We start from the raw sequence: 25,727 nt of genomic DNA on the forward strand, positions 1-25,727 counted from the left end.
CGGCCCGCCTCGACCAACTCCGCCCGCCGAGCGAACGCCACGGCGATGGCCAATTCGGCCTCCGCGATCGCCTCGAAATGCTCCCCGAGAGCCTCTTGCTCTTCAATAAATGAGGGCTTCATGACACACACGCTACGGGCACCCACCGACATTACCCGCGACATCCGCCCACCAAGAAACGGTCTGTGGATAACCCGATCACACCCACAATGTGGAGGAAGAAGCCCTGATCATTGATCGCGACCATTCAGGCCAAGGAAGTCCCGGAGCTGCAGTGCGCCCTCGACTTTCAGTTCGGGCTCGGCGCGGTTCAGGGTGTCGGCAGTCAGAACCAGCTTCTGGTTCAAGACCATCTCGCCGTCGCGCCTCTTCAGGCGACCGATTCCGTTCTCCCGGTAACCGACCTTTCTCGACACCGCGAGGGACGCGGGATTGTCAACGAATGCCGCTGAGGTGACCTCGGCGGCGTCCAGGTGATCGAACATGAATGCGCAGAGTGCCTGACGCATGAGCGTACCGATCCCGCGGCCGTGGTGCTTCATGCCGAGCCAGGAGCCCGTCTCCCCCGTTCTCGTGACGAGGTAGTCCCTGGTTGAGATGCTCTGGCAACCGACGATCTCACCGTCGAAGCGAACCGTGGTCTCGAGCGACCAGGCCGCCGGCGACATCTCGGCTCGTTGTGCCCAGTGGTATTGCATGAGTCGCAACCGGATCTCGCCCGGGGAACCTACGGTCCACGGGAAGAAGAACGGCATCTCCGTCGGCGCGTGGATGCCTGCCGCAGCGAGCGCATCGAGTTCGGGTAGGTCAGCGTCGCGAACGGGAGACAACGTAACGGGGCCGCAAGTGATTTTCAGCCCGAAAGGTGGCCACAGGTCTTCAATTGGTGTGGACAAGACTGCTCGCGACGGCGGATGTGTTTCGTGATTCCCCATCCCGCGATGGTACCGACTCATCGCTGACTCGCGACGGCATAATTCCTTCCGCGCACGGCCGGCGTTGTCCTTATGCTTAAGTGTGTCCAAAAAACCGTTATCGTTGCTAACGATGCGTGGAGACCATTACGGTCTTCAGCCAGCCAGCGTGGTTCGCGCTGAGCCGTAACAAGCGGAATCATTAAGTTCCGCATCAACACCAGAAGGAGTCCAAGGTGGCATCGAAACCCGCTGCAGACATTATTGAAAGTATCGGAGGGGCCGAAAACATCGTCGGCCTCACCCACTGTGCCACCCGGCTACGTTTCACGCTGAAGGATGCATCGGGGATTGACCAAGCGGCCGTCGAAGCGTTGCCTCTGGTTCTCGGCGCTGTTCCGCAGGCCGGCGATCGCTACCAGATCGTCGTCGGCGGAGCCGTAGATACCGTATACAACGACATTATGGCGCTTCCCGCAATGAAGAAGCATGCGGGCGACCACGGCACCGGCGATACCATCGCCAATGTGAAGGCCGCGGAACGCGCGAAGGGCCCGCGCGGAAAGTTCTCCGGGCTGGACACGTTCTTCGAGATCCTGTCCGACTCCTTCCGCCCGATCCTGGGTGCGCTGCTCGGCGCATCCCTGTTCATCACGTTCATGGCTCTGATGGCAACCCTCGGGGTCATCCCGTCGTGGAACGCACCAGGCGTCACCCTCGACCCGTCCTGGGCGTTCATCAACCTGATGTGGCAGGGCGTTTTCGTCTTCCTTCCGCTGATGGTCGCCTACAACGCCTCCAAGCGGCTCGGCGCTGACCCCTGGGTCGGCTTCGGCATCATGGCCGTCGTCATGCTCCCCGGCTTCAACGCGCTGGGACTCACCGACGGAGCAGAGACCGTCTTCGGCGGCAAGGCTGCAGTCGTGCAGATCTTCGGACTGCCTCTGACCGTCACCGACTACAGCTCGCAGGTGTTCCCGCCGCTGATCATGGCGGTCGTTCTCGGGTTGCTGACCAAGTATCTGAAGAAGATCATTCCGTCCAGCGTTCAGCTGATCTTCGTGCCGTTCCTCTGCATGCTCATCATGATCCCGCTGACCGCCTTCCTGATCGGCCCCATGGGCGTGTACGGCGGCGCCGCACTCGGTAACTTCCTCAAGTCGATCAACGACTTCTCGCCGTTCATCTTCGCTGTCGTCATCCCGCTGGCCTACCCGTTCATGGTTCCGCTCGGCCTGCACTGGCCGCTGAACGCAATCATGCTGCTCAACATCCAGTCCCTCGGCTATGACTTCATCCAGGGCCCCATGGGTGCGTGGAACTTCGCGTGCTTCGGTGCAACTGCCGGCGTGCTGTTCCTGTCCATCCGCGAAAAGGACCGTCAGATGAAGCAGACCGCAACGGGCGCGCTCGCGGCCGGCCTGCTAGGTGGTATTTCTGAACCCTCGCTCTATGGCATCCACCTTCGGTTCAAGCGCATCTACCCACGGATGCTCGTGGGCTGCCTCGTCGGCGGCGTCATCCTCGGCCTCGGCGGCGGCGTGAAGACCAGCGCATTCGTCTTCACCTCGCTGTTGACGATCCCCGCGTTCGACAACATTCCCCTGTACGCGGGCGCCATTACCGCGTCGTTCTTCACCGCGATGATCCTCGTGATCCTCTCCGGCTATAAGACGCCGGAGCAGAAGGCGGAATTCGCCGAGGCTCTGGCTGCGGAAACCGTAGCGAGCGACGATGCTGCAACCGACTCTGACATCGCAACCCCGGTTGTTGCCGGTGCGTCAGGCTCAGGAACAGGCGCCGGAACCGCCACCGCAACCGCCACCGCCACCGCCACCGCCACGGTCCTGGCCACGATTGGTTCGCCCATCGCCGGTATCGTCGTTCCACTGACGGACGTGCCGGACCCTGTGTTCAGCAAGGGAATCGTCGGTCTAGGCGTGGGAATCGATCCGACCGAGGACACCGTGTACGCCCCTGGAGCAGGCAAGGTTCTCGTCGCTCAGGCGACCGGTCACGCCTTCGGGCTGCGACTCGACAGCGGTGTTGAAATGCTCATTCACGTGGGTATCGACACCGTGAACCTTGGCGGCAAGGGCTTCGAGGTCAAGGTGGCCGCGGGCGACCGCGTTGAAGCAGGCACCCCGCTGGTGACCTTCGACCGCAAGGTGATCGAGGATGCCGGCTACTCGCTGGTCACCCCGGTGCTCGTGACGAACCCCAAGAAGTTCGGATCGGTCGACCAGGCAGCGTCTGGCCACGTGGAGGTCGGAAGCCCTCTCATCACGGTCACCGCCAAATAAGACACCTCAGGTCAAAAGGTGGGCAGAGAATTTTCTGCCCACCTTTTTTCCTGCCGCTGACATAACCCGGCGGTAGACCATCCTCGTTCCACCGACCAGAAAACGACCGTTCATCGGCCAGTACGTTGACGGAATCGACATTCTTGTGGTCAACGAACGAGCAATTCGGCACTCAGGAGACCGCAAGCCTCATCGTGGGTTCACCGTTGGTGCGTGCGCAGGAGCGAAGGGCACGGCTCATCGGCTGCGGGTACGGAGATGGTCGTCTCCGCGCATGCGCAAGGCCACGACGAGTCCGGATGCCGCGGTCAGCGCCGCGACCACGGCGACCGCCGTAGGAATACCGAAGGCGTCGGCGAGCAGCCCGGACAGTAACGCGCCAACGGCGAAGCCTCCGTCACGCCACAGCCGGTACGCACCCACCGAGCGGGCCCTCCACTCGGGGTGGGCGACGTCGCCGATCGCGGCGAGCAGCGTCGGGTAGACCATGGCGGTGCCGGCGCCGGCGCCGAGCAGGATGGCTGCGGTCAGCCAGACCTTTGCGGCCGATCCGATCGGAGAGCCCTCCGGTGATGAGCTGCCCGGCTCCCCAAACCGCCGGGTAGACGGCGGCCAGGATGCCGATGCATTCGATACTGAGTCCGGCGGCGGCGAACAGAATGGGGAAGAGCCCCCAGGCGAGGCCGTCGTTGAGGTTGTTGACCATCCCGGCCTGGCTGATCGAAGACAGCGACCGGTCCCGGAAAATGGTGAGGGTGAACACCTCCCGATTGCTGAGGGAGCCGGCGTGGGCGTGAACAGACAGGTGGTTGACGGCCTCGACTTTGGCGTGCTGATGGGTTTCGCGCACGAAGATGACCGACAGACCGAGGCCCAGAGCGATGAAGACCGCGCCGAGCAGGAACGGGCCAGGACGAAGCCCGTATTCGCCCGCGATGTAGCCGGTGGCCGGTGCCGTCGCGGCGACTCCGAGGTACCCGGCCGCCTCGTTGAAGCCCATGGCCAGGCCGCGGCGGCTCGGGCCGACGAGGCCCATTTTCATGACCACGGTGGTCGATCAGGTCAGTCCCTGGCTGATCCCGAGGATCACGTTGGCGGCGACGATCCAGCCCCAGGTCGGGCCCAGGATGAGCAGGATCGGAACGGGGATGGCGATCAGCCAGCCTGCGACCAGCACCGGCTTTCGGCCGTAGCGGTCTGAGAAGGTGCCGGCGAAATAGTTGATGCCGGCCTTGGCGAAGCCGAAGGCGAGGATGAAGGTCAGTGCGCCCGTATAGCGGTCGAGCTGAAAGACCTCGTCCGCCAGCAGCGGCAGCACAGTGCGTTCCTGGCCGAGCGTGCCGCCGACCAGCGCGTTGACCGCGACGAGCAACAGGAGCTGGGGGAAGTTCTGCCGGAGGCCCAGGACGATGCCGCGGCGCACGCCTTTGGGTTGATCTGCGGCGTTCGGGGTCTGACTCATAGTCCGTTCTCCAGCGAGGGAGCCGCTGCACGGGCCCGAATCCTATTCCAGAAAACCATTGATTATTAGATGATACTAGTGTGAAGGGAACCGAGAGGAAAAAGATGGGCGATCGAGAAAAGAAAACGGCGCTGTTCGAGCAGTTTGCCCGCGTCGGCAAGGCGCTGGGCAGCGGCAAGCGCCTTGAGCTGGTCGACCTGCTCGCCCAGGGCGAACGCACGGTGGAATCGTTGGCGAACGCGGCCGGCCTGGGTCTGACAAGCGCATCCGCCCACCTGCAAACCCTCAAACATGCGGGTCTGGTCAGCACTCGCCGGGAGGGCACCCGGATTCACTACCGACTCGCCGGGGATGACGTCGCCCGGCTCTACAGCCTGGTGCGCAGCGTCGCGCAGACCCATCTCGCAGACGTCGAATCCATCCGGATCGCCTATCTGGGTCTCGATGACCCCGAAGCGGCGGGCGACGATACGCACGAGGAAATCACCAGGGAAGAGCTTCTCGCACGCGCGACGGCCGGGACTATCACCGTGCTGGATGTGCGGCCACGGCAGGAATATAACGCTGCGCACATTCCCGGCGCCCTCTCCATCCCCCTCGAGGAACTCAGCGATCGGCTCAGTGAACTGCCGACGGACCGCGAGGTTGTCGCCTACTGCCGCGGCAAGTACTGCGTGCTTGCCTACGAGGCCATGGCCGTGCTGCGCCGGAGCGGCCGACGCGCAACGCGATTAAACGAGGGGATGTTGGAATGGCGACTGGCGAATCTGCCGATGTCCGCCGAGGCGGCCGCCGGGCGCACATCCGTCGAACTACCGGCCTGTCGGACTACCGGACTACCGGCCGGCGGCCGAGTGGGCTTTGGAACCGAATCAGGTAGCCGTCCGGATCGGTGACCAGGAACTGGCGCACACCGGCTTCCTCGTCGTCGACGCGATACCACTTCGTCTCGGGCGCCATGAACAGTGAAACGCCGGCCGCTCGCAAGGCCGACAGGATCGGATCGACGTCGGGCACGGCCACCTGAAAGTTCACGCCGCGACCCTGCGGCACCTCAAGGGGACCCGTGATCCAGTTCCTGCCGGCTCCCGCCCGTTCCAGCATCACGTGGGCGGATCCCCGCATGATGTAAGCGAAGCCGTCATCGGGGCGGTCGTAACGAATCGTGAATCCGCACAAGTCGCACCAGAACTCGATGCTGGCTTCAAGATCCCGCACCAGAAGTTCAGGCACCAACGCTGGATCTGTCCCGGAAGTCACGTAGTCATGGTGTCATGCTCTGCTCACCCGCAAACCTACCGAGTCAGGGAAGTGCGCTCCGGTGCGGCATCGAAGGCCTGCCCGATCGCGCTTGTGCCGTCGACAGCGGCCGCGCACCGTACGCGCGCCCCGCCGGCAGCGTGAACGAGTTCGACGGAGATTTTGCGCGAAACGGCCCAAAACAGCCCGGAAACCGGCTTATTCCTTAAAATCTCCGTCGAATTCGTTCGACACCCGACCTGGCGCTCCGCCTGTGGCGCTCTCAGCTGGTGCCCGGGGGTTACTCCTTGGCGACCAGGGTGAGAACGTCGTAGGTGGCGACGACCTCATCGTTCTGGTTGTGCAGCACGGCGTCCCAGCAGACCTCGCCGTACTCTTCGGTCTCGCGCGGGGTGATCCGCTTGGCCGTCAGGGTGACCCGGATGCTGTCGCCGGGCGACACCGGGGTGACGAACCGCAGCTTCTCCAGCCCGGAGTTCGCGAGCACCGGCCCGGGGGCCGCATCCACGAACAACCCGGCCGCCCAGGACACCAGCAGGTAGCCGTGCGCGACGATCCCGGGGAAGAACGGGTTCGCCGCCGCCGCCTCGGGGTCCGTGTGCGCGTAGAACTTGTCGCCGGTGGCCTCGGCGAATGCCGTGATGTCGGCCAGAGTGACCACGCGCGGTCCGCCCTGGGTCTGGTCGCCCACCCGCAACTCGGCCAGGGACTTTCGGAACGGGTGGATGCCCGTTCGCACCGCGGCACCGGCGTGCCACTCCCCCGTGATGGCGGTCAGCATGTCGGGCGAGCCCTGGATAGCTGTGCGCTGCATGTGGTGCAGCACCGAACGGATGCCGCCGAGCTCCTCACTGCCGCCGGCCCGCCCGGGTCCGCCGTGCACGAGGTGCGGAACGGGCGATCCGTGGCCCGTGCTGCTGCGCGCATCGACCCGGTCAAGCATCAGCACCCGGCCGTGGTGCGCTGCGATCCCGAGCACGAGCGTACGCGCGATATCGGGGTGGTGAGTGGCCACGGTCGTCACCAGTGAGCCGCCGCCGCGCGCGGCCAGCGCGATGGCGTGGTCCAGGTCGGTGTACTCGATGATGGAGGCCACCGGGCCGAAGGCTTCGATCTCGTGCACGGCCGGGCTCTCCGGGTCGTGGAAGGCCAGCAGGATGGGGGCGACGAAGGCGCCGCCCGGGTCGGTTCCGGTCGGGGCGTCCGCCGAGCCCATCACGATGCGTCCGCCGCCGTCGATCAGGCGGGCGACGCTGGCGAGCACCTCGTCGCGCTGCCCGGTGCTGGCGAGGGGCCCCATGGTGACCCCCTCGGCGCGCGGGTCACCGAGGGTGACGCGGCGGGCCATCCGTTCGGAGACGGCCGCGACGACCTGGTCGCGGCGGCCCGCCGGCACGATCAGCCGGCGGATGCTGGTGCACTTCTGACCGGCCTTGCTGGTCATCTCGGTCACTACGGAGGCGACGTAGGCGTCGAACTCGGCCGTGCCGGCCGCGGCGTCCGGGCCCAGGATCGCGGCGTTGAGCGAATCGGTCTCGCTCGTGAAGCGCACGCCGCCCTCGACCACGTTCGGGTGGGACTTGAGGGTGCGGGCGGTGCCGGCCGACCCGGTGAACGCCACCAGATCGCGGTAGTCGAGGTGGTCGATCAGGTCCCTGGCGCTGCCGGAGATCAGCTGCAGGGCGCCCAGGGGCAGGATGCCGGACGCCAGGATGTGACGCACGACCGCCTCGGTCAGGTACCCGGTGGGCGTCGCGGGCTTGACGATCGTCGGCACGCCGGCGATGAACGCCGGGGCCAGCTTCTCAAGCATGCCCCAGACCGGGAAGTTGAAGGCGTTGATCTGGCAGGCGACTCCGGGGATGCGGGTGTAGATGTGCTGACCGCTGAAGGAGCCGTCGCGGGAAAGCGCCTCGACGTCGCCGTCGATGTAAACCTGACTGTTGGGCATCTCGCGCCGGCCCTTGGAGGACAGCGTGAACAGCACTCCGATGCCGCCGTCGATGTCGACCATCGAGTCGTAGCGGGTGGCGCCGGTGCGGGCGGAGAGCGCGTAGAGCTCCTCCTTGACCCCGCCCAGGTACTGTCCCAGCTTCTTGAGCAGGATGGCACGCTGGTGGAAGGTCAGTTCCCCGAGCGAGGCCTGGCCGACAGTGCGGGCGTGTTCGACCACGGCGGCCAGGTCGAGCCCGTCGCTGCTGACCCGGGCGACCTCGGCCCCGGTGCTCGCGTCGAGGACACGCTGGGCGACCACATCGGTGTCCGGGGTCCACCAGGAGTCGAGAACGTAGCTGGGAACGACCGTGTCAGAGCTCGTGTCGGGGCCGGTGTCAGTGCTGGTGCCGTTGCTGAGAAGTGTCATCATGCGTCCTTCCAATCGAAGAAGCCGCGGCCGCTTTTGCGTCCGAGGTCACCGCGTGCGACAAGGTCGCGCAGCAGTTGCGGCGGGGCGAACCGGTCGCCGAGGGTTTCGTGCAGGTGTTCGGCGATGCCGAGGCGAACGTCGAGGCCGACGATGTCGGTCGTGCGGAGAGGCCCGACCGGATGCTTGTAGCCAAGAACCATGGCCGTGTCGATGGCCTCGGGGCTGGCCACGCCCTCCTCGACCATGCGGATCGCCTCGAGCGCAATCGCGACGCCGAGGCGGGAGCTGGCGAAGCCGGGCGAGTCCCGCACCAGGACCGGCGTCTTCCCGAGCGAGGAGACCCAGTCCTGGGCGAGCCGGGCGAGCTCCGGGTCGGTGCGCTCCCCCGTGACGACCTCGATCAGGGTCGAGACCGGCACCGGGTTGAAGAAGTGCAGTCCAATGAACCGGTCCGGGCGGTCCAGCGTCTCGGCCAGATCGGTGATCGACAGCGAGGAGGTGTTGGACGCCAGCCAGGCGGTGGGGGCGAGGTGCGCCTCCACCAGGCGGAGCGCCTGCGTCTTCAGCGCCACGATCTCGGGAACGGCCTCGACGACGAGGCCGGAGCCGGCGAACGCGGCGGCATCCGTTGTCACGGTCAGCCGGTCGCCGAGCTCGGCGCGGCTCGCGGTCACGCTACCGCGGCTGAGGGATTTGTCGATGGCGGTCAGGACCCGGTCGCGGGCGGCGGCAGCCGCGTCGTCTCCCTGCTCCACGACGGTGACATGGGCCCCGGCCATCAGGAACGCGTGCGCAATGCCGGCGCCCATGCGGCCTCCGCCGAGCACGCCGACCTGGTGCGGCACTGGCACGGACTGAGCGGCTTGGGCCTTTGCGGACACGGTGCTGAGCGTCATCGCTTCTTCCCCTCCAGGAATGCGGTCATTCGGGTGAATTTCTGGTCGGACTCGAACAGGCGCGCCTGGGCCTCGTTGTCGGCCACGGGATGCTCCGCGGCGGGAACATGGAAGACCTCCTTGGCCAGCTGGGTGGCCAACGGGTCCTGCTTGGCGATCCGGTCGGCCAGCGCGTGCGCTGCCTCGAGCAGGACGTCCGACTCGTGCACCTCGGTGACCAGGTGCACCGCCAGCGCCTCGGAAGCGTTCAGGATGCGCCCGGCCAGGATGATCTCCTTGGCCACGGGCTCGCCGATCAGCGCGGCCAGCCGCCACAGCGCTCCGGCCGCCGGGATGATGCCGAGGGCCGTCTCCGGATTGCCGAGCCGGGCGGTCGTGGAGGCGATCCGGAAGTCGGCGGCGTAGGCCAGCTCGGCCCCGCCGCCGAGCGCCCAGCCGTCGATGGCGGCGATCACGGGCATCGGCAGGCGGGCGATCCGGCCGAACAGGGTCGAGTTGATCCCGTTCAGGGCGTCTTCGGCCCGGCGTTCCCGCAACTGGGCGATATCGGCCCCGGAGGCGAAGACGCCGTTCGTGCCGGACAGGATCAGGATGCGGGGTTCCTGCTCGAGGTCGGCGCAGACCAGGTGCAACTCGTCGATCATGGTCTGGTCGATGGCGTTGCGCACGGCCGGTCGGTCGAGCTGCACATGCACCCGGTCGGGCCGCTCGTCGACCAGCAGCGTCGTGAACTCGCGCGACATCTAGACGCGCTCCACCAGCAGGGAGGAACCTTGCCCGACGCCCACGCACATGGTGGCCACGCCGCGTTGGGCACCCTCGCGCTCCATGCGCCCCAACAGGGTGATCAGGATACGGGACCCGGACGACCCGAGCGGGTGCCCGAGGGCGATGGCGCCGCCGTGCCGGTTGACGATTTCCGGGTCGAGGCCGAGCCGGCGGATGCAGGCCAGAGACTGGGTCGCGAACGCCTCATTGAGTTCGACGGCGTCGACGTCACCGATGGTCAGTCCCAGGCGGTGCAGCAGCTTCTGGGTGGCGGGGACCGGGCCGAGGCCCATGGTCTCCGGGGCGACGCCGGCGCTGGCTCCGCCTACCACCCGGGCGCGGGGCGTCAGCCCCAGACGCTCGATGGCCGCCTCGCTCGCCACAACGATGGCGGAGGCCCCGTCGTTCAGGGAGCTGGCGTTGCCGGCCGTGACGATGCCGCCCGTCCGCACGACCGAGCGCAGCCCGGCGAGGCGTTCGAGCGTGGTGTCGGCTCGGGGGCCCTCGTCGATCTCGATCAGTCCGGCGCGGGTGGGAACACCCACGATCTCGGGCGTGAAGATGCCGTCACGTTGCGCCTCGAGTGCCAGCCGGTGCGAGCGGAGGGCGAACGTGTCGGCATCCGCCCGGCTGATGCCGTCGAGGGCGGCGACCTCCTCCGCCGTCTCCGACATGGAGAAGGTGGCCTTGTCGCGCGCTTGCAGGCGCGGGTTCGTGAAGCGCCAGCCGATCGAGGTGTCGACGATCTCGCCCGGCTTGGCGAACGCCTTCTCCGGCTTGGCGAGAACCCAGGGTGCGCGGGTCATCGATTCGACGCCGCCGGCGATCACGAGGTCTGCTTCGCCGGCCTTGATCATGTTGGCGGCCAGGTGCACGGCGGACAGGCCGGATGCGCAGAGCCGGTTGACCGTGATCCCCGGCACGCTGTCGGGGAGACCGGCCAGGAGCACGGCCATGCGGGCGACGTTGCGGTTGTCCTCGCCGGCCTGGTTGGCGGCGCCGAGGACGACCTCGTCAAGGAGGGTGGGATCCAGCCCGGACCGGGACACGACCGAGGCAAGCACGATGGCGGCCAGGTCGTCGGGGCGGATGCCGGCCAGCACCCCGCCGTATCGACCGATAGGAGTTCGAACACCATCAACTAGGAATGCTTCGGGCATGGCTTCATCACCTTTGATCGCCGTGTTTACTAACTGACCGTTCGTTTTGTAAAAGAATGTCATAGAAAGTCCCATCAGGGCAACACGGGAGGCCGCCATGCCGCCTCCCAAACATCTGCCGGACTGAGGCAGACTGGGTGCGTGAACGCAACGCCCAGCACCGTCCCCTCCGCTCCCGGCACCGGTCGCCGCCCCACCGGCCGTTTTGGCCTCCGGCTCAATCTGATGCGCCCGGATCGGCCCGACCTGGCGGATCGGGTCACCTACATCGAGCTGTTCTTCGACCTGATCTTTGTGTTCGCGTTGACCCAGCTGTCGCGCCATCTCTACGAGAACCAGTCCTGGCAGGGAGCCGCCGAGTCCGTCATCCTGGTGCTCGCCCTGTGGTGGATCTGGGTGCACACCACCTGGGTGACCAACCTGCTCGATCCGGCCCGCCTGCCTGTGCGCGGGGTCGTGATCGGCCTCTCTCTGGTCGGGCTGGTGGTGAGCGTCTCGATCTACGAATCATTCGGCGACCGGGGATTCCTCTTCGCCGTGGCCTACGTCACCCTGCAGCTGGGCCGAACGGCCTTCATGGCGCTCGCCCTCGCGCTCCACGATCGCGCCCTCTTCCGCGCCTTCGTGCGGATCTTCCTCTGGCTCGCGGTGGCCGGGCTCTTCTGGATTCTCGGCGGCCTGCTCCCGGCCGACTACCGGTTGCTGCTCTGGGCCACCGCACTCGGGATCGAGTTCGTTTCCGCGAAGCTCGGTTTCCCGGTGCCGGGCCTCGGCCGGGCCACTCCCGGCGACGGCGAGCTCTCCGGTCCGCACATCGCGGAGCGCAGCGCCCTGTTCGTCATCATCGCACTCGGCGAATCATTTCTGGTGACGGGCTTCGCCTTCGTCGATCAGGACGTGTCGGTGCCGGGTGTGCTCGGCCTGCTGCTGGCCTTCGTGAGTGGAGCGGCCATGTGGTGGCTGTACTTCGACCACAGCGAGTACGCGGGCAGCAAAGCCCTCGCCGATGCCGCCGACCCCGGCCGGCTCGCCCGGCTCGCGTATACCTATGTACATGCGATGCTCATCGCCGGCATTGTTCTGAGCTCGGTCGGCGTCAAGGAGATCCTGGCGCATCCGGATGACCCGGTCATTTTTTCGACGGCCGTCGCCATCACCGGCGGGCCTCTGCTGTACCTGCTGGGGCTGGCGTTGTTCCGATTCGTCGTGGCCCGGGAGGTGCTGATCTCCCATGTCACGGGAATCGCACTGCTGCTGCTGGCGCTGCCCCTCGCCTTCGCCCTCTCGCCGCTCGCGTTAGGAGCGCTGGGAGCGCTCATGCTGACGACCGTCGCCTGCTGGGGGACCATCGTGCGCGTGCGGAACGGCACCGCCGAGAAGGAGGCCGGCTAGCCGAAACTGGGAGGCTTCGAGTGATCGAACCCCGGTCAGAAGAAGCCGTCGGGGGTGCCTGCAGCCTTCTCGACCGCCTCGGTGCCGATACGCGCGGCGCCGAGCTGGGCCATCGCGACGCGCAGGCCGGATTCCATCTGGGCGGCCCAGACCTCGGTCTCGCGGCTGGCGGCGTCGGCGGCATCCGCTCGGGCGATAGCCTTTTCCTTCTCGGCGCGTTCGCTGCGCACCTGCTGGATGCTCAGGGTGATGCCGTAATAGGCGGCCACCATCGAGGCAATGGGCGTGGCGAATACGGCGAGGGCGTTGATGCTCTCGCTCGACACCCCCACCAAAAGCATCACGATGAAGGCCACGGCAAGGGCTATGATTCCGACCAGGACGACCAGCGCGGTGCGCTGGCCGGACGTGGTCGTGAGGTGCGCTACGCGCCTGGGCGCGGGCTGGGCCTCGGTCGTCTGGGGCTCTTCAATGGGCTTGAGCGTCTCGGTCTGATCGGACAGGGGCATCGACCGGGTGGGCGTGCTGGTCGAGGAGAAATCAGTCATGGTGAGGGCTCCGTCGTCAAAGTGCATCGGGGGGAGGCGGTGGGGTCATTGTCTGCTGCCGATTCGGCGCGGTCAAGGCGGGCATCCGGGTCTTCGTTGAGAAAGACCCGTTTGTAGCTTCGCCCGTCGGGGAGTTCGACGGTTCGGCCGGCGAGCTTGCCGCGGCTCAGCTTCAGGTAGATCGCCTGGGCGGTGACCCCCAGCTGCGCAGCTGCCTCGGACACGGACAGCCCAGGCAGATCGGTGGGCACGGCGCTGGGACGTGCGGACCGCTTGCGTCCGGCCGCCTGCCGGGCGGCGATCTCCGAATCGGTGCCGCTCCAGCGCCACTTCGCGGCGGCCGGTTTCAAACCGGCGGCGTCGGCGATCTCGTCCCAGTCCGCTCCCCCGCTGAGGGCGTCGCGCACACCTACCAGGGTGGCTGGGTCGGCGTCGAGCTCGAAGAGCAGGGAACGGATGGCCCGCAACCGCTCGAGCGGCGCCGAGCCCGGGGCCGTGTCGAGGGTCACCAGGCGCGACAGGGCAACCCGGGTGGATGGTGCGAGAAAGTAGCCCATGGCGTCTGGGGGACTTAGACCCGGTGCAGGGATGATGGGAGGTGTGCCTCCGGGCCGGCTTCGCCGCCGATTGCCGCGGCGAGGCGTTCGCGGGCACGGGCGAGGTGTTCGTCGAGCAACTCGGCAGCCGCGGCGCCATCGCCCTCCCCGATCAGCTCGAGCAGGCGCTGGTGTTCGGCCTGGATCAACGCGGTGTCGAGCAGGTTCAGCGACTGCACCCGCACCATGCAGAGGCGTACCTCGCTAACCAGGGAACGGTACATCCGGCTGATCCGCTCGTTGCCGACGGCGTCGATCAGACTGGTGTGGAAACGCATATCGGGTTCCACGACGTCGAGGGCGGAGCCGCCAGCCACGGCCGCGATGTCGAGGTTGGCCTGCACGGCCTCCTCGGGGACGGTGCAGGTGAGGGCCAGGCGGCGCAGCACCTCGCTTTCGAGGTAGGCGCGGGCCTGGTAGATGTCGCGCACGGAGTCCGGTCCGAGCTCGGCGACGCGGGCGCTCTTGTGCGCCCCGCGCACCAGCAGTCCCTCAGCGACGAGTTTCTCGATCGCCGCCTTCGCCGTGGGGCGGGCGACGTCGTAGCTCGCGGCCATATCGGTCTCGGTCAGGGCCGTGGCGGAGGTCAATTCCCCTTCAAGGATTCGGGTTCGCAGGTCGTTCGCGATGGCATCCACGATCGACGTTGCCGTTACGCGCGCTGTCACGGGACCTGCCTTTCCTAAATTGTGTTCTCATCTTGACAGACAAAAACACAATATATATTGACTTACTTGCATACTTGCTATACAACTGATGAAGTGTCACGACGGCGTGACCACGACCTCAGTGTGGAGACCCAATCTTTCAACAGATACTCGATCCGATTCTTGGATCCCTCGTCCTGTCGGCCATCTGCGCCGCATTGCCGCTGATTCTCCTGTTCGTCCTTCTCGGCGTGTTCCGGGTCAAGGCGCACAAGGCGGCGCTGGTCAGCCTGCTCCTCTCGGTCGTGCTCGCCGTCGTCGGCTGGCAGATGCCGGTCGGCCAAGCGCTGAGCGCCACGGCCGCCGGCGTCTTCTACGGCCTCTTCCCGATTCTCTGGATTCTGGTCAACGCGTTGTGGATCTACAAGCTCACCGTGGCCACCCCCTGGTTCGAGGTGCTGGGCCGCACCATTCGCTCCATCTCCAACGACCTGCGTATCCTGGCCATCCTGATCGCCTTCTGCTTCGGCGCACTACTCGAGTCCCTCGCCGGATTCGGCGCCCCGGTTGCCATTTCCGCCGCCATGCTGATGGCCGCGGGCATGAAACCCCTCAAATCCGCCATGGTGTCGCTGCTGGCCAACACGGCCCCGGTGGCGTTCGGTGCCATGGCCGCCCCGATCATCGCCCTCAACGGCGTCACCGGCCTGCCGATCCAGGACCTCGCGTCGATGGCCGGCCGCCAGACGCCGTTCATCGCCGTGATCGTTCCGCTGATCCTCGTTTTCATCGTCGACGGCAAGCGCGGCGTCAAGCAGACCTGGCCGGTGGCCGTGGTCGCCGGACTCGTCTTCGGACTGGCCCAGTTCGTCACCGCCAACTTCTTCGCCGTCGAGCTGACGGATGTCGTGGCCGCCGTCGCCACCGTGGCCGCCGTCCTGGTCATGCTGCGCTTCTGGCAGCCGGCCGAATCCATGGGACTGAACGACGACGTCGAACTGTCCGGTGCCGAGAACCTGGTGAGCACGACCGTGGGCGCCGCGGTCCCCGCATCCGCCATGCGCAGCACCCCCACCACCGCGCTCAAGTCGGCGCGACGCTCTGCCGACAGCCCTGACCTGAACGACAACACCCGCCCGGAACCGCGCCAGGTGTGGAAGGCCATCGCCCCGTACCTGATCATCATGGGCATCTTCTCGATCGCGCAGATCCCGGCCATCAAGGCCTGGCTCAGCGTCGTGGGCAGCGTCACCTTCGCCTGGCCCGGACTGAACGTGACCGACGCCGCCGGCGACCCGGTTCCGGCCACGATGTTCAAGCTCGACCACTTCAAGGCCACCGGCACCCTGCTGCTTTTCTCCGGCCTGCTCACCATGGCGCTCTACAAGGTCTCGTTCCGCCAGGGCCTCAAGATCTACGGCGACACCCTCGTGCAGCTGCGCTGGACCATCGTCACCGTTACCGCCGTGCTCGCCCTCTCGTTCGTGATGAACCTGTCCGGCCAGACCGCCTCCCTCGGCGCCTACCTGGCCACCGCCGGCGTATTCTTCGCCGTGATCTCCCCCCTGATCGGATGGATCGGCGTGGCCCTGACCGGCTCCGACACCTCGTCCAACGCGCTCTTCGGGCAGCTGCAGGTCACCGCCGCCAACGCGACCGGCCTGTCGCCTGTGCTGATGGCCGCCGCCAACTCGTCGGCCGGTGTGCTCGGCAAGATGCTCTCGCTGCAGAACCTGGCCGTGGCGGCCGCCGCCGTCGGCCTGGTGGGTGCGGAGAGCCTGCTCTTCCGCAAGCTCGTCGGATGGAGCCTGGGGCTCCTCGTGCTGATCACGGTCCTGATCGTGCTGCAGTCCACCCCGGTCCTCGGCTGGATGGTGCCGTAATGGCCCGCCGCGGCACGGTGGTCACCCCCTCGGCGACCGTCTCCGGTCCCACAGCGGTGCCTGCATCCGCCGGGATGCTGGGTGCCCTCCGCGCCGCGGTGTCCGACCCGGCCCAGGTGAAGACTCGGGCGATCGACCTGCACGCCAACGCCCACGACGCCTCGCACTTCCTGCTGGTGCCGCAGGCGGTCGTCGTGGCCGCCAACGCGGACGAGGTCGGCAAGCTGCTGCGCGCCAGTCGGACGCAGGGTGTGCCGCTCACGTTCCGCTCCGGCGGTACCAGCCTGAGCGGCCAGGCGCTCACCGACGGCGTGCTCGTCGACGTGCGCCGCAACTTCAAACAGATCGAGGTGCAGGACAACGGCGCCCGGGTGCGGGTTCAGCCCGGCGTCACCGTGCGCGCCCTGAACGCCCGCCTGGCGCAGTACGGCCGCAAATTCGGCCCGGACCCGGCGAGCGAATCCGCCTGCACCATCGGCGGCGTCGTGGCCAACAACTCCTCCGGTATGGCCTGCGGCACCGTCGACAACGCCTACCAGACCCTGGAATCGGTCACGGTGGTGCTGCCCAGCGGCACCGTCGTCGACACCGGGGCGGCGGATGCCGATGCGCGCCTCCGCGCCCTCGAACCCGAGCTGCACGAGGGCCTGCTGCGCCTCGCCAAGCGGGTTGCCGGCAACCCGGCCTCCGTCTCGACCATCCGTCACCAGTTCTCGATGAAAAACACCATGGGCTACGGCCTGAACTCCCTGCTGGACTTCGACCGGCCCGTCGACATCCTGGCGCACCTGATCGTGGGCAGCGAGGGCACCCTCGGGTTCGTCGCGGAGGCGGTCTTCCGCACCGTCCCGCGGCCGACCCACACGGTCACCGGCCTGCTGGTCTTCCCGGACCTGGAGACCGCCAACGCGGCCCTGCCTGCCCTGGTGGGCACCGGGGCGGCCACCCTGGAGCTGATGGACGCCCTGTCGCTCAAGGTCGGCCAGGGCCTGGACGACGTACCCCCGGTCGTGCGCGACCTCGCCGTGCGCGACCACGCCGCCCTCCTGATGGAGTACCAGACCGACAACCCCGAATCGCTGCAGGAGCTCCAGCGCGCGGGCCTGACCATTATGCCGGGGCTCGGGCTCAGCGCCCCGGTGAAGTTCAGCGCGGACTCTGCGACCCGTGCCCAGCTGTGGCATCTGCGGAAGGGGCTCTACGCATCCGTCGCCGGCGCCCGCCCGCAGGGCACCACGGCGCTGCTCGAGGACGTCGTCGTGCCGGTGGCCGCGCTCGGCCGCACCTGCGTGGAGCTGATCCGTCTGTTCGACAAGTACAGCTACCGCAATAGCGTGATCTTCGGCCATGCCAAGGACGGCAACATCCACTTCATGCTCACCGACGGTTTCACCGGCACAACCGAGCTAGAGCGCTACAGCGCCTTCACCGAGGACATGGTGGACCTGGTGCTCGGCGAGGGCGGCTCGCTCAAGGCCGAGCACGGCACCGGCCGGGTGATGGCTCCGTATGTGCGGCGCCAGTACGGCGACGAGCTCTACGAAGTCATGCGGCAGCTCAAGGTGCTGTTCGACCCCGCCGGGATGCTCAACCCCGGCGTGCTGATGAACGACGACCCTGAGGTTCACCTTCGTGACATCAAGCTGGTGCCGCCCGTCGCCGAGGTGGTCGACAGCTGCGTCTCCTGCGGCTACTGCGAACCCGTCTGCCCCAGCCGGGATCTGACCCTGACCCCCCGCCAGCGCATCGTCACCCTGCGCGCCATCGAACAGGCCCGCCGGAGCGGCGACCTGGCTCTGGCCGCCGAGCTGGAGAAGGACTTCGTCTACGACGGCGTGGAGACCTGCGCGGTCGACGGCATGTGCCAGACCGCCTGCCCGGTCAACATCAACACCGGCACCATGATGAAGCAGATCCGGCGCGGCGAGACCGGGCCGCTGATCAACGGCGTCTGGAACACCGCGGCCAAGAACTGGGGTGCGGTCACCCGCGGCGCCGGGCTGGCCCTCACTGTGGTGCGCAAGATCCCGGCCCCGGTACTGATGGTGCCCAACAAGCTCGGCCGAGCCGTGCTCGGCACCGACACGCTGCCGCTCTACTCGAGCGAGCTGCCCGGCGGCGGCGGCGGACGCTCCCGCCCGGTGCCGGCCCTGGCGCCGGAAGCCGTCTACTTCCCGGCCTGCGTGCAGACCATGTTCGGTCCGGCCACCGCGGGCACGCCCGGGGTGCAGGTCAGCTTCGAGCAGCTCTGCGACCGGGCCGGCATCACCCTCGTCGTGCCCGCGGGCATCGACGGGCTCTGCTGCGGCACGCCGTGGTCGTCGAAGGGGCTGAAGACCGGCGAAGCGACCATGCGGGCCAAAACCCTCGCGGCGCTGCGCACGGCGACCCGGAACGGCGAGCTCGCCATCATCTGCGACGCCTCCTCCTGCACCGAGGGGCTGCGGACGACCATCGAGGGTGACCAGAACGAGCCGCGCCTGCGGGTGGTCGACGCCGTGCAGTTCGCGGCCGAACGCATCCTGCCGTCACTGCCCGAGTACCAGAAGATCGATTCGCTCGCGCTGCACCCCACGTGTTCTTCCACTCGGATGGGCATCAACGACTCCCTGCAGACCCTGGCCGGCGGGGTGGCCGAGAGGGTGCAGGTGCCGGATAACTGGGGCTGCTGCGGCTTCGCCGGGGACCGCGGCATGCTGCATCCCGAGCTGACAGAATCCGCCACCCGGGCGCAGGCGGCCGATGTCGCGACGATGGACGCCACGGCATTCGCGTCGTGCAACCGCACCTGTGAGCTCGGGCTGACCCGGGCCACCGGCAAGGAATACCGCCACGTGCTCGAGCTGCTGGAAGAGGTGACGCGGCCCGACGCCGACGATCCGGACGCCGCCGCATCCCACCTGGCATAGTCGGGCGCCGTCTGAGCTCTGCCCACTCGCGGCGCAGGTTGGAGAAACTGGCGCACGGTGTAACGTGCGCCAGTTTCCGTAGGGTGCGCCGCGAGGCACGAGGCCCCGAGGACCGTTGACTGCGGGCTAGTCGGAGGCGCCGAACACGGCGACGGAGTGCGGTGCGAGGGTGACCGCGGTGGGCGTGCGAGACTGGACCGCGTCGCCGACGGCGGCGAAGGATGCCAGTAGCGCCGGGGCATCCGTCGGCACGTCACGAGCCTCCGTGCCCAGGTTGACCAGGATTTCGGTGTCGCCGCGGCAGAGCCGCAGCCACCGCTCGTTATCGTCGACGTCGACCGCGACCCGGCCGAAGCGCGGGTCCGTGATGTCCGGACGGGAACGCCGCAGCCAGCCCAGAGCCCGGTAGAAATCGAGCAGGCGCGCGTGGGCCGGTTGGGACACCTCAGCCCAGTCCAGCACCGACCGCTCGAACGTGGCCGGGTCCTGCGGGTCGGGCACCACGGCCGGGTCCCAGCCCATGCGCGCGAACTCGCCGATCCGGCCCGTGCGGACGGCCTCGCCGAGTTCGGGTTCCGGATGCGACGTGAAGAACTGCCAGGGTGTGCTCGCCCCCCACTCCTCGCCCATGAACAGCATGGGCGTGAACGGGCCGAGCAGGGTCAGGGTGGCGGCGATCGCCAGCTGCCCGGAGTCGAGGGTCGCACTGAGGCGGTCGCCCGTGGCCCGGTTGCCGATCTGGTCGTGGTTCTGGTTGTTGACGACGAGGCGCCAGGCCGGCATCCGTGCGGTGTCGATCGGCCGACCGTGGGTGCGCCCGCGGAAGCTGGAGAAGGTGCCGTCGTGGAAGAACCCGTGGGTGAGCACCTTCGCGAGGGCGCTGAGCGGCTCGAAGTCGGCGTAGTAGCCGGTGGTCTCGCCGGTGACCGCCACGTGCACGGCGTGGTGGAAGTCGTCGCTCCACTGGCCGGTGAGCCCGTAGCCGCCGGCGTCCCGCGGCGTGATCAGACGCGGGTCGTTGAGGTCCGATTCGGCGATCAGGGTGAGCGGACGCCCGCGGGTGGCGCTCAACACATCGACGTCGGCGGCGAGTTCCTCGAGCAGGTGCAGGGCGTGGTCGTCCCGCAGGGCGTGCACCGCATCCAGCCTGAGTCCGTCGACGTGGTAGTCGCCCAGCCACATCAGGGCGTTGTCGATGATGTAGCGGCGCACCGGGTCGGAGTCGGCGCCGTCGAGGTTGAGAGAGGAGCCCCAGCCCGTGTCGCCCCTCTCGTTCAGGTACGGACCGAACTGCGGCAGGTAGTTGCCGCTCGGGCCGAGGTGGTTGTAGACCACGTCCTGGATGACGCCGATTCCGGCCTGGTGACAGGCGTCCACGAACCGTTGGTAGGCAGCCGGTCCGCCGTAGCCCTCGTGCACGGCGTACCAGAGCACCCCGTCGTAGCCCCAGTTGTGGGTGCCGTTGAAGGCATTGACCGGGAGCAGCTCCACGAAGTCGACGCCGATCGAGGCCAGGTGGGCCAGTCGGCCCGCCGCGGCGTCGAGGGTGCCCTCCGTTGTGAAGGTGCCGAGGTGCAGCTCATAGATCGTGCTGCCGGCCAGCTGGCGGCCGGTCCAGGCGCTGTCCTGCCAGACGTGCGCGCCGGGATCGAACGTGCGGCTCTTCGCGTGCACGCCGTTCGGCTGGTGCCGGGAGCAGGGGTCGGGGAAGGGCCCCTGACCGTCGATCAAAAAGCCGTAGTCGACGGGCTGATCGGCACGGCCCTCGGCGGGCTCGGTCAGCGGACGGGGTGCGTGCCACCATCCGTCGCCCCGCGGGGTCATCGGCACGGTCTGGTCGGCGAGTTCGACCGCCAGGGCCGATGCGTTGGGAGCCCAGACTTTGAATTCAGCGGGCATGGTCGGCACCTTCCAGGTCGGTCGTGCGGGTCGGGTCGGCGTCGTCGGCCGGCACCAGCAGGGCCACCGGGTAGCGCCCCAGCAGGGCGGCCACGCTGACGGATGCGCCGGGGTGGCGTTCCCCGGTCAGCAGATCGACGACCGGCCCGCCGGCCAAGACCACGATCGTATCTCCCCAGCCGCCCGCGGCCGCGAGCCCGAGCGGCAGCCGGGTGGCGATGGTGACCGCGCCGCCGCGGTCGAAAGCGATCACGTGGTCGGCGGCGGCGCCGAACGCGGGGACCGGACTGTGCCGGTAGAAACGTTCGGGCTGGTCGCGGCGCAGCCGGAGGGCGCGCGTGGTGACCAGAAGTTTCGCGGCGCCGGTCTCGTCGACGGGCGGCAGCCAGCCGTCCTGCACCCGGGCCAGGTAGCCGCGCCGCAGGTCGTAGTCGACCGGGCGGCGGTTGTCGGGGTCGACGAGGGAGGTGTCCCATAGCTCGCTGCCCTGGTAGACGTCGGGCACTCCGGGGGCCGTCAGCTGCACGAGCTTGTTCGAGAGCGCGTTGCTCCAGCCCGCCTGGCGCACCCGGTCGACGAACGCGGTGAGCGTCTGCGTGACTGCCGGGTCGTTGAAAGAGGCGGTCACGAGGCCGCGCATCGCCGTCTCGAACTCCGCGTTCTGGCTGGTCCAGGTGGTCGACGTTCCGGCTTCCCGAGCCGCCTTCTCCGCGTAGGCGATGAGGCGTTCCGGTGTGGCCGGCCACGATCCGACGATGGCCTGCCAGAGCAGGTTCTCGAACGGGGCGTCGCCGAGGGGCGCGGTCGCGCGCAGGGTGCGCAGGGTGCTCTCCCATTCGGCCGGGATCTCGGCCAGCACCGAGATCCGGGCGCGCACATCCTCACTGCGCTTGGTGTCGTGGGTGGAAAGGGTCGTCAACGAGGCCGGGAAGGTGGCCTGACGGGTCTGCTGGCGACGGTGGAACTCGGCCAGGTCGACCGCGAACTCCCCCGGGTCGGCGCCGACCTCGTTCAGCGAGGTGAGCCGGCTGAAGCGGTAGTACGCGGTGTCCTCGACACCCTTGGCCATCACCATGCCCGAGGTCTGCTGGAAGCGCACGGCCAGCGGATGTCCCGGGTCGCCGAGCAACGGAAGCAGAGCCTCGATCGCGGGGCCGAGGTCGGGCCGGTGGCGAGCCGCCTCGACGCCAGCGTGGCGCAGCTCGTCGATGCCCACCGGGAGGTAGGAGCGGTAGACCGGGAAGCAGGCCAGGAGTTCGGCCAGGGCGTCGACCGTGGTCAGTTCGGTGGTGGCGTCGCCGCCGGGGACCAGTCGGGCCAGGCGCACGACCTCGGCCTGGAGGGTGCGGTCCGCGATGACGCGCTTCCGCGCGTGCACCAGGTCGGCCCAGTCCGCCGGCGGCGCGTCACCGGTCAGCGCCGCGGCCTCGGCCTGCAGCCGGGCCTCGAGTGCGTCGAGCGCGCCCTGCCCGGCCGGGTCGACGAGCAGCCGGTCGAAGTCGGCGAGGGCGTCGTACCCGGTCGTGCCGGCGGTGGCCCAGCTGGTCGGCAGCTGTTCGTCACCCTCGAGGATCTTCTCGACGAGCACGTAGGCTCCGTCGGTGGCATCCCGCAACCGGTCGAGGTAGCCGCCCGGGTCGGCGAGACCGTCGGGGTGGTCGACCCGCAGCCCGTGCACGAGGCCGTCCTGCACCCAGCGCACGATCTCCCGGTGGGATTCGTCGAAGACCCACGGCACCTCGACCCGGAGGCCGGCCAGGGTGTTCACGGAGAAGAACCGACGGTAGTTCAGCTGCGCGTCCGCGCGGCCCCAGTTGACGAGTTCGTAGTGCTGCCGGGCGTGCACGACGCGGGCGTCTGCGCCGCCGTCGGCGCTGCCCGGGGCGAGCGGGAACCGGTTGTCGTAGTAGTGCAGCTCGTCGCCGACCACCTGGAGGCGGTCGAGTTCGCTCATTCCGTCCGCGTCGTCGCCGAGCACGGGCAGCAGGATTCGGTCGCCGTTCGCGGCCCAGTCCACGTCGAAGGCCTCCGCGTAGCGCGAGGCGGGGCCGTGCTGGAGCAGGTTCCACCACCAGAGGTTGCGGTGCGGGGTCGCGACGCCCATGTGGTTGGGCACGATGTCCACCAAGATGCCGCGCCCGGCATCCGTCGCGGCCGCCGCCAAGCGGGTGAGCGCCTCGGCTCCGCCCCGCACCGGGTCGATGCGTGAGTGGTCGACGACGTCGTAGCCGTGGTCGGAGCCCTCTTCCGCAGCGAGCAGCGGGGACAGGTAGAGCCAGTCCGCTCCCAACTCGGTCAGGTAGTCGAGCACCCCTTCCGCGGCCGCCAGGTCGAACGCGGTCGTGATCTGCAGACGGTAGGTGGTGAGCGGAATTTTCACGGCTGGACCAGGTGCGCCGGGTCGATCACGGGGATCGTCCCCGTCATCAGCCCGGCCAGGGAGGCCGCGACGGAGTGGTCCGGCGTGGTTTCCGGAGCGTGATACGCCCGCAGCACGAGGAGGGAACGCGACGTCACCGTGTGCAGGGACCCGGCGGGCCGCGGAACCGCGTCGGCGCCTTCGCCCGCCGTGTCGACGACGATCTCCCACGCCGGGGCGTATTCGGCCGGGGGCAGGGTGAACTCGACATCCTCGGCGTCTGCGTTGAAGCAGACCAGGAAATTCACGTCGGTCACCATTTGGCCACGGACGTCGCGCTCCCGGATGCCGTCGCCGCTGAGGAACATGGCGACCGTGCGCGTCAGGTGCTCGTCCCAGTCCTGGGGCTGCATTTCCTGCCCGTCGGGGGTCAGCCAGACAAGGTCGCTCATCGGGTCGCCCGCGGCGCGGTGACCGGGGTGGCCGTTGAAGAAGCTGCTGCGGCGGAACGTCGGGTGTTCGCGGCGCAGCCGGGAAACGGCAGCCGTGAACTCGATCAGCGGCTGGTCCGCCTCCGACCAGTGGATCCAGCTCAGTTCATTGTCCTGGGCGTAGGTGTTGTTGTTGCCGTTCTGCGTTCGGCCGAGCTCATCGCCGTGCAGGATCATCGGCACACCCTGCGACAGGAGCAGGGTGGCAACGTAGTTGCGTTGCTGCCGGGCCCGTAATGCCAGGACCTCCGGGTCATCCGTCGGCCCCTCGACCCCGGAGTTCCAGGACCGGTTGTGCGATTCGCCGTCCTGGCCGTTCTCGCCGTTGGCGTCGTTGTGCTTCTCGTTGTAAGAGACCAGGTCGGAGAGGCTGAACCCGTCGTGCGCGGTGACGAAGTTGATCGAGGCGACGGGGCGGCGGCCCGAGTGCTCGTAGAGGTCGGCGGAACCGGTGATTCGCGACGCGAACTCGCCCAGCGTCGACGGTTCGCCGCGCCAGAAGTCACGCACGGTGTCGCGGTACTTTCCGTTCCATTCCGTCCACTGAGCCGGGAAGTTGCCGACCTGGTACCCACCGGGGCCGACGTCCCACGGCTCGGCGATGAGCTTGACCTGGGACACCACCGGGTCCTGCTGCACCAGTTCAAAAAAGGTGGAGAGCTTGTCGACGTCGTAGAGGTCCCGGGCCAGAGCCGAGGCCAGGTCGAACCGGAAGCCGTCGACGTGCATCTCGAGAACCCAGTAGCGCAGCGAGTCCATGATCAGCTGCAGCGAGTGCGGGTGACGAACGTTCAGGGTGTTGCCGGTGCCCGTGTAGTCCATGTAGTACCGCTTGTCGTCGTCCATGAGCCGGTAGTACGCCTCATTGTCGATGCCCTTGAACGAGATCGTCGGGCCGAGGTGGTTGCCCTCCGCGGTGTGGTTATAGACCACGTCGAGGATGACCTCGATACCAGCGTCGTGCAGAGAACGAACCATCCCCTTGAATTCCTGCACCTGGTTGCCAAGGTCACCGGAGGAGGAATACGCGTTGTGCGGGGCGAAGAACCCGATGGTGTTGTAACCCCAGTAGTTGTTCAGACCCTTTTCCTCGAGGGTGCCGTCGTTGACGAACTGGTGCACCGGCATCAGCTCGATCGCGGTCACGCCGAGTTTCTGCAGGTGGTCAATGACCGACGGATGCGCCACGCCGGCGTACGTGCCGCGCTGGCCCTCCGGTACCGCATCCTGCAGCTTGGTGAGGCCCTTCACGTGGGCCTCGTAGATCAGGGAGGCGCTGTAGGGCGTACGCAGGGGCCGGTCTCCCACCCAGTCGAAGAACGGGTTGACGACGACGCCGAGCATCATGTGCGGGGCGGAGTCCTCGTCGTTACGCGAATCCGGGTCACCGAAGTTGTAGGAGAACAGGGACTGGTCCCAGTCGATCGTGCCGCAGGTGGCCTTGGCATAGGGGTCGAGCAGGAGCTTGTTGGGGTTCGCCCTGCTGCCCGCGGCGGGGTTGTAGTCGCCGTGCACGCGGTAGCCGTAGCGCTGTCCCGGTTGGATCAGGGGCAGGTAGCAGTGCCAGATGAACGCGCTGGATTCGACCACGTCGATGCGGGTCTCCACGCCCTGTTCGTCGAAAAGGCAGAGCTCAACGCGGTGGGCGGCTCCGCTGAACAGGGCGAAGTTCGTGCCGCTGCCGTCGTACGTTGCTCCGAGCGGGTACGCAGTACCGGGCCAGGTTTCCAAAAGGGTGCTCCTCGTGCTACGGGTCTCGTGCTGTCGACACACCGATCGCGCCGGTATGCCCACAAGTACGCTACAGTCTGCCGGGCCCCGTCGACGCCCGATCCGTTTTCGCGGGTGACCGCTCTGGGTATCAAGCCGCTGTGA

17 protein-coding genes and 1 pseudogene are annotated in these 25,727 nt (G+C 67.8%); 5 read left to right on the plus strand and 13 right to left on the minus strand.

All coding sequences use genetic code 11. The features are described 5' to 3' along the window. Window positions 1–230: 230 nt before the first annotated feature. The gene (locus E3O28_RS06270) at window positions 231–830 is read right to left on the minus strand and encodes a GNAT family protein (protein WP_198411546.1); all 600 of its coding nucleotides are present in this window, start codon (window positions 828–830) and stop codon (window positions 231–233) included. Window positions 831–1,150: 320 nt separating this feature from the next. Here E3O28_RS06270 and E3O28_RS06275 point away from each other — a divergent pair, with 320 nt between their 5' ends. Next, window positions 1,151–3,217: a glucose PTS transporter subunit IIA gene (locus E3O28_RS06275; RefSeq protein WP_134415435.1), complete on the plus strand. Its 2,067-nt coding sequence runs from the start codon at window positions 1,151–1,153 to the stop codon at window positions 3,215–3,217. A 237-nt stretch (window positions 3,218–3,454) separates the two neighbouring features. On the opposite strand, the pseudogene E3O28_RS06280 reads toward E3O28_RS06275, so the two are convergent. Beyond that, window positions 3,455–4,679: pseudogene (locus tag E3O28_RS06280) on the minus strand (MFS transporter). Between the two features lie 80 nt (window positions 4,680–4,759). On the opposite strand from E3O28_RS06280, the gene E3O28_RS06285 reads away from it, so the two are divergent. Next, window positions 4,760–5,575, plus strand: coding sequence for a metalloregulator ArsR/SmtB family transcription factor (locus E3O28_RS06285; protein ID WP_241973035.1), 816 nt, complete (start codon window positions 4,760–4,762; stop codon window positions 5,573–5,575). Here the strand turns inward: E3O28_RS06285 and E3O28_RS06290 are convergent. From E3O28_RS06290 to E3O28_RS16520, 5 genes are all read right to left on the minus strand, one after another. Continuing rightward, complete coding sequence (locus E3O28_RS06290) at window positions 5,508–5,912, minus strand: VOC family protein (protein WP_198411424.1); 405 nt, start codon at window positions 5,910–5,912, stop codon at window positions 5,508–5,510. The two genes, E3O28_RS06285 and E3O28_RS06290, sit on opposite strands and share 68 nt — an antisense overlap. Before the next feature lie 307 nt (window positions 5,913–6,219). Then, complete coding sequence (paaZ, locus tag E3O28_RS06295) at window positions 6,220–8,301, minus strand: phenylacetic acid degradation bifunctional protein PaaZ (RefSeq protein WP_104103585.1); 2,082 nt, start codon at window positions 8,299–8,301, stop codon at window positions 6,220–6,222. After that, window positions 8,301–9,200, minus strand: coding sequence for a 3-hydroxyacyl-CoA dehydrogenase family protein (locus E3O28_RS06300; protein ID WP_134415436.1), 900 nt, complete (start codon window positions 9,198–9,200; stop codon window positions 8,301–8,303). The genes paaZ and E3O28_RS06300 overlap by 1 nt, the downstream gene beginning before the upstream one ends. Further along, a complete protein-coding gene (locus E3O28_RS16515) occupies window positions 9,197–9,943 on the minus strand; it encodes an enoyl-CoA hydratase/isomerase family protein (RefSeq protein ID WP_174721880.1) in 747 nt (248 codons plus the stop codon). The genes E3O28_RS06300 and E3O28_RS16515 overlap by 4 nt, the downstream gene beginning before the upstream one ends. After that, window positions 9,944–11,128 carry an acetyl-CoA C-acyltransferase gene (locus E3O28_RS16520; RefSeq protein ID WP_104103477.1) on the minus strand — a complete coding sequence of 395 codons (1,185 nt, stop codon included), beginning with the start codon at window positions 11,126–11,128 and terminating at the stop codon, window positions 9,944–9,946. 141 nt (window positions 11,129–11,269) lie between these two features. Here E3O28_RS16520 and E3O28_RS06310 point away from each other — a divergent pair, with 141 nt between their 5' ends. Then, on the plus strand, window positions 11,270–12,520 hold the full coding sequence (locus E3O28_RS06310; RefSeq protein WP_134415437.1) for a low temperature requirement protein A: 1,251 nt from the start codon (window positions 11,270–11,272) through the stop codon (window positions 12,518–12,520). A 35-nt stretch (window positions 12,521–12,555) separates the two neighbouring features. On the opposite strand, the gene E3O28_RS06315 is transcribed toward E3O28_RS06310, so the two are convergent. The 3 genes from E3O28_RS06315 to E3O28_RS06325 are packed head-to-tail and all read right to left on the minus strand — an operon-like array spanning window position 12,556 to window position 14,332. Then, window positions 12,556–13,068, minus strand: coding sequence for a hypothetical protein (locus E3O28_RS06315; protein ID WP_134374156.1), 513 nt, complete (start codon window positions 13,066–13,068; stop codon window positions 12,556–12,558). Further along, entirely contained in the window at window positions 13,065–13,625 is a 561-nt protein-coding gene (locus tag E3O28_RS06320; RefSeq protein ID WP_104103468.1) for a hypothetical protein, read from the minus strand. The genes E3O28_RS06315 and E3O28_RS06320 overlap by 4 nt, the downstream gene beginning before the upstream one ends. A 14-nt stretch (window positions 13,626–13,639) precedes the next feature. Beyond that, on the minus strand, window positions 13,640–14,332 hold the full coding sequence (locus tag E3O28_RS06325) for a GntR family transcriptional regulator (RefSeq protein ID WP_104103465.1): 693 nt from the start codon (window positions 14,330–14,332) through the stop codon (window positions 13,640–13,642). 134 nt (window positions 14,333–14,466) lie between these two features. Between E3O28_RS06325 and E3O28_RS06330 the strand changes: the two genes are divergently transcribed. Together E3O28_RS06330 and E3O28_RS06335 are read left to right on the plus strand one after the other, a co-directional pair. Further along, a complete protein-coding gene (locus E3O28_RS06330) occupies window positions 14,467–16,194 on the plus strand; it encodes an L-lactate permease (RefSeq protein WP_104103462.1) in 1,728 nt (575 codons plus the stop codon). A 74-nt stretch (window positions 16,195–16,268) separates the two neighbouring features. Continuing rightward, a complete protein-coding gene (locus E3O28_RS06335) occupies window positions 16,269–19,103 on the plus strand; it encodes an FAD-binding and (Fe-S)-binding domain-containing protein (RefSeq protein ID WP_104103584.1) in 2,835 nt (944 codons plus the stop codon). 126 nt (window positions 19,104–19,229) lie between these two features. Here the strand turns inward: E3O28_RS06335 and treZ are convergent, their stop codons facing one another. The 3 genes from treZ to glgX are packed head-to-tail and all read right to left on the minus strand — an operon-like array spanning window position 19,230 to window position 25,583. Beyond that, the gene (gene treZ, locus E3O28_RS06340; RefSeq protein ID WP_134415438.1) at window positions 19,230–21,002 is read right to left on the minus strand and encodes a malto-oligosyltrehalose trehalohydrolase; all 1,773 of its coding nucleotides are present in this window, start codon (window positions 21,000–21,002) and stop codon (window positions 19,230–19,232) included. Next, on the minus strand, window positions 20,992–23,382 hold the full coding sequence (treY, locus tag E3O28_RS06345; RefSeq protein ID WP_134415439.1) for a malto-oligosyltrehalose synthase: 2,391 nt from the start codon (window positions 23,380–23,382) through the stop codon (window positions 20,992–20,994). The genes treZ and treY overlap by 11 nt, the downstream gene beginning before the upstream one ends. After that, entirely contained in the window at window positions 23,379–25,583 is a 2,205-nt protein-coding gene (glgX, locus tag E3O28_RS06350) for a glycogen debranching protein GlgX (RefSeq protein ID WP_134415440.1), read from the minus strand. The genes treY and glgX overlap by 4 nt, the downstream gene beginning before the upstream one ends. Between the last annotated feature and the right edge of the window lie 144 nt (window positions 25,584–25,727).

This window comes from Cryobacterium sp. TMT2-14 (genome assembly GCF_004402465.1).
GTDB classification, from domain to species: Bacteria; Actinomycetota; Actinomycetes; order Actinomycetales; family Microbacteriaceae; genus Cryobacterium; species Cryobacterium sandaracinum.

What these genes read in the sequence shown, in the direction of transcription:
- paaZ (WP_104103585.1), bottom strand. Translation starts at nt 8,301, where the DNA reads ATGACACTTCTCAGCAACGGCACCAGCACTGACACCGGCCCCGACACG.
- E3O28_RS06300 (WP_134415436.1), bottom strand. Translation starts at nt 9,200, where the DNA reads ATGACGCTCAGCACCGTGTCCGCAAAGGCCCAAGCCGCTCAGTCCGTG.
- E3O28_RS16515 (WP_174721880.1), bottom strand. Translation starts at nt 9,943, where the DNA reads ATGTCGCGCGAGTTCACGACGCTGCTGGTCGACGAGCGGCCCGACCGG.
- E3O28_RS16520 (WP_104103477.1), bottom strand. Translation starts at nt 11,128, where the DNA reads ATGCCCGAAGCATTCCTAGTTGATGGTGTTCGAACTCCTATCGGTCGA.
- E3O28_RS06315 (WP_134374156.1), bottom strand. Translation starts at nt 13,068, where the DNA reads ATGACTGATTTCTCCTCGACCAGCACGCCCACCCGGTCGATGCCCCTG.
- E3O28_RS06320 (WP_104103468.1), bottom strand. Translation starts at nt 13,625, where the DNA reads ATGGGCTACTTTCTCGCACCATCCACCCGGGTTGCCCTGTCGCGCCTG.
- E3O28_RS06335 (WP_104103584.1), top strand. Translation starts at nt 16,269, where the DNA reads ATGCTGGGTGCCCTCCGCGCCGCGGTGTCCGACCCGGCCCAGGTGAAG.
- treZ (WP_134415438.1), bottom strand. Translation starts at nt 21,002, where the DNA reads ATGCCCGCTGAATTCAAAGTCTGGGCTCCCAACGCATCGGCCCTGGCG.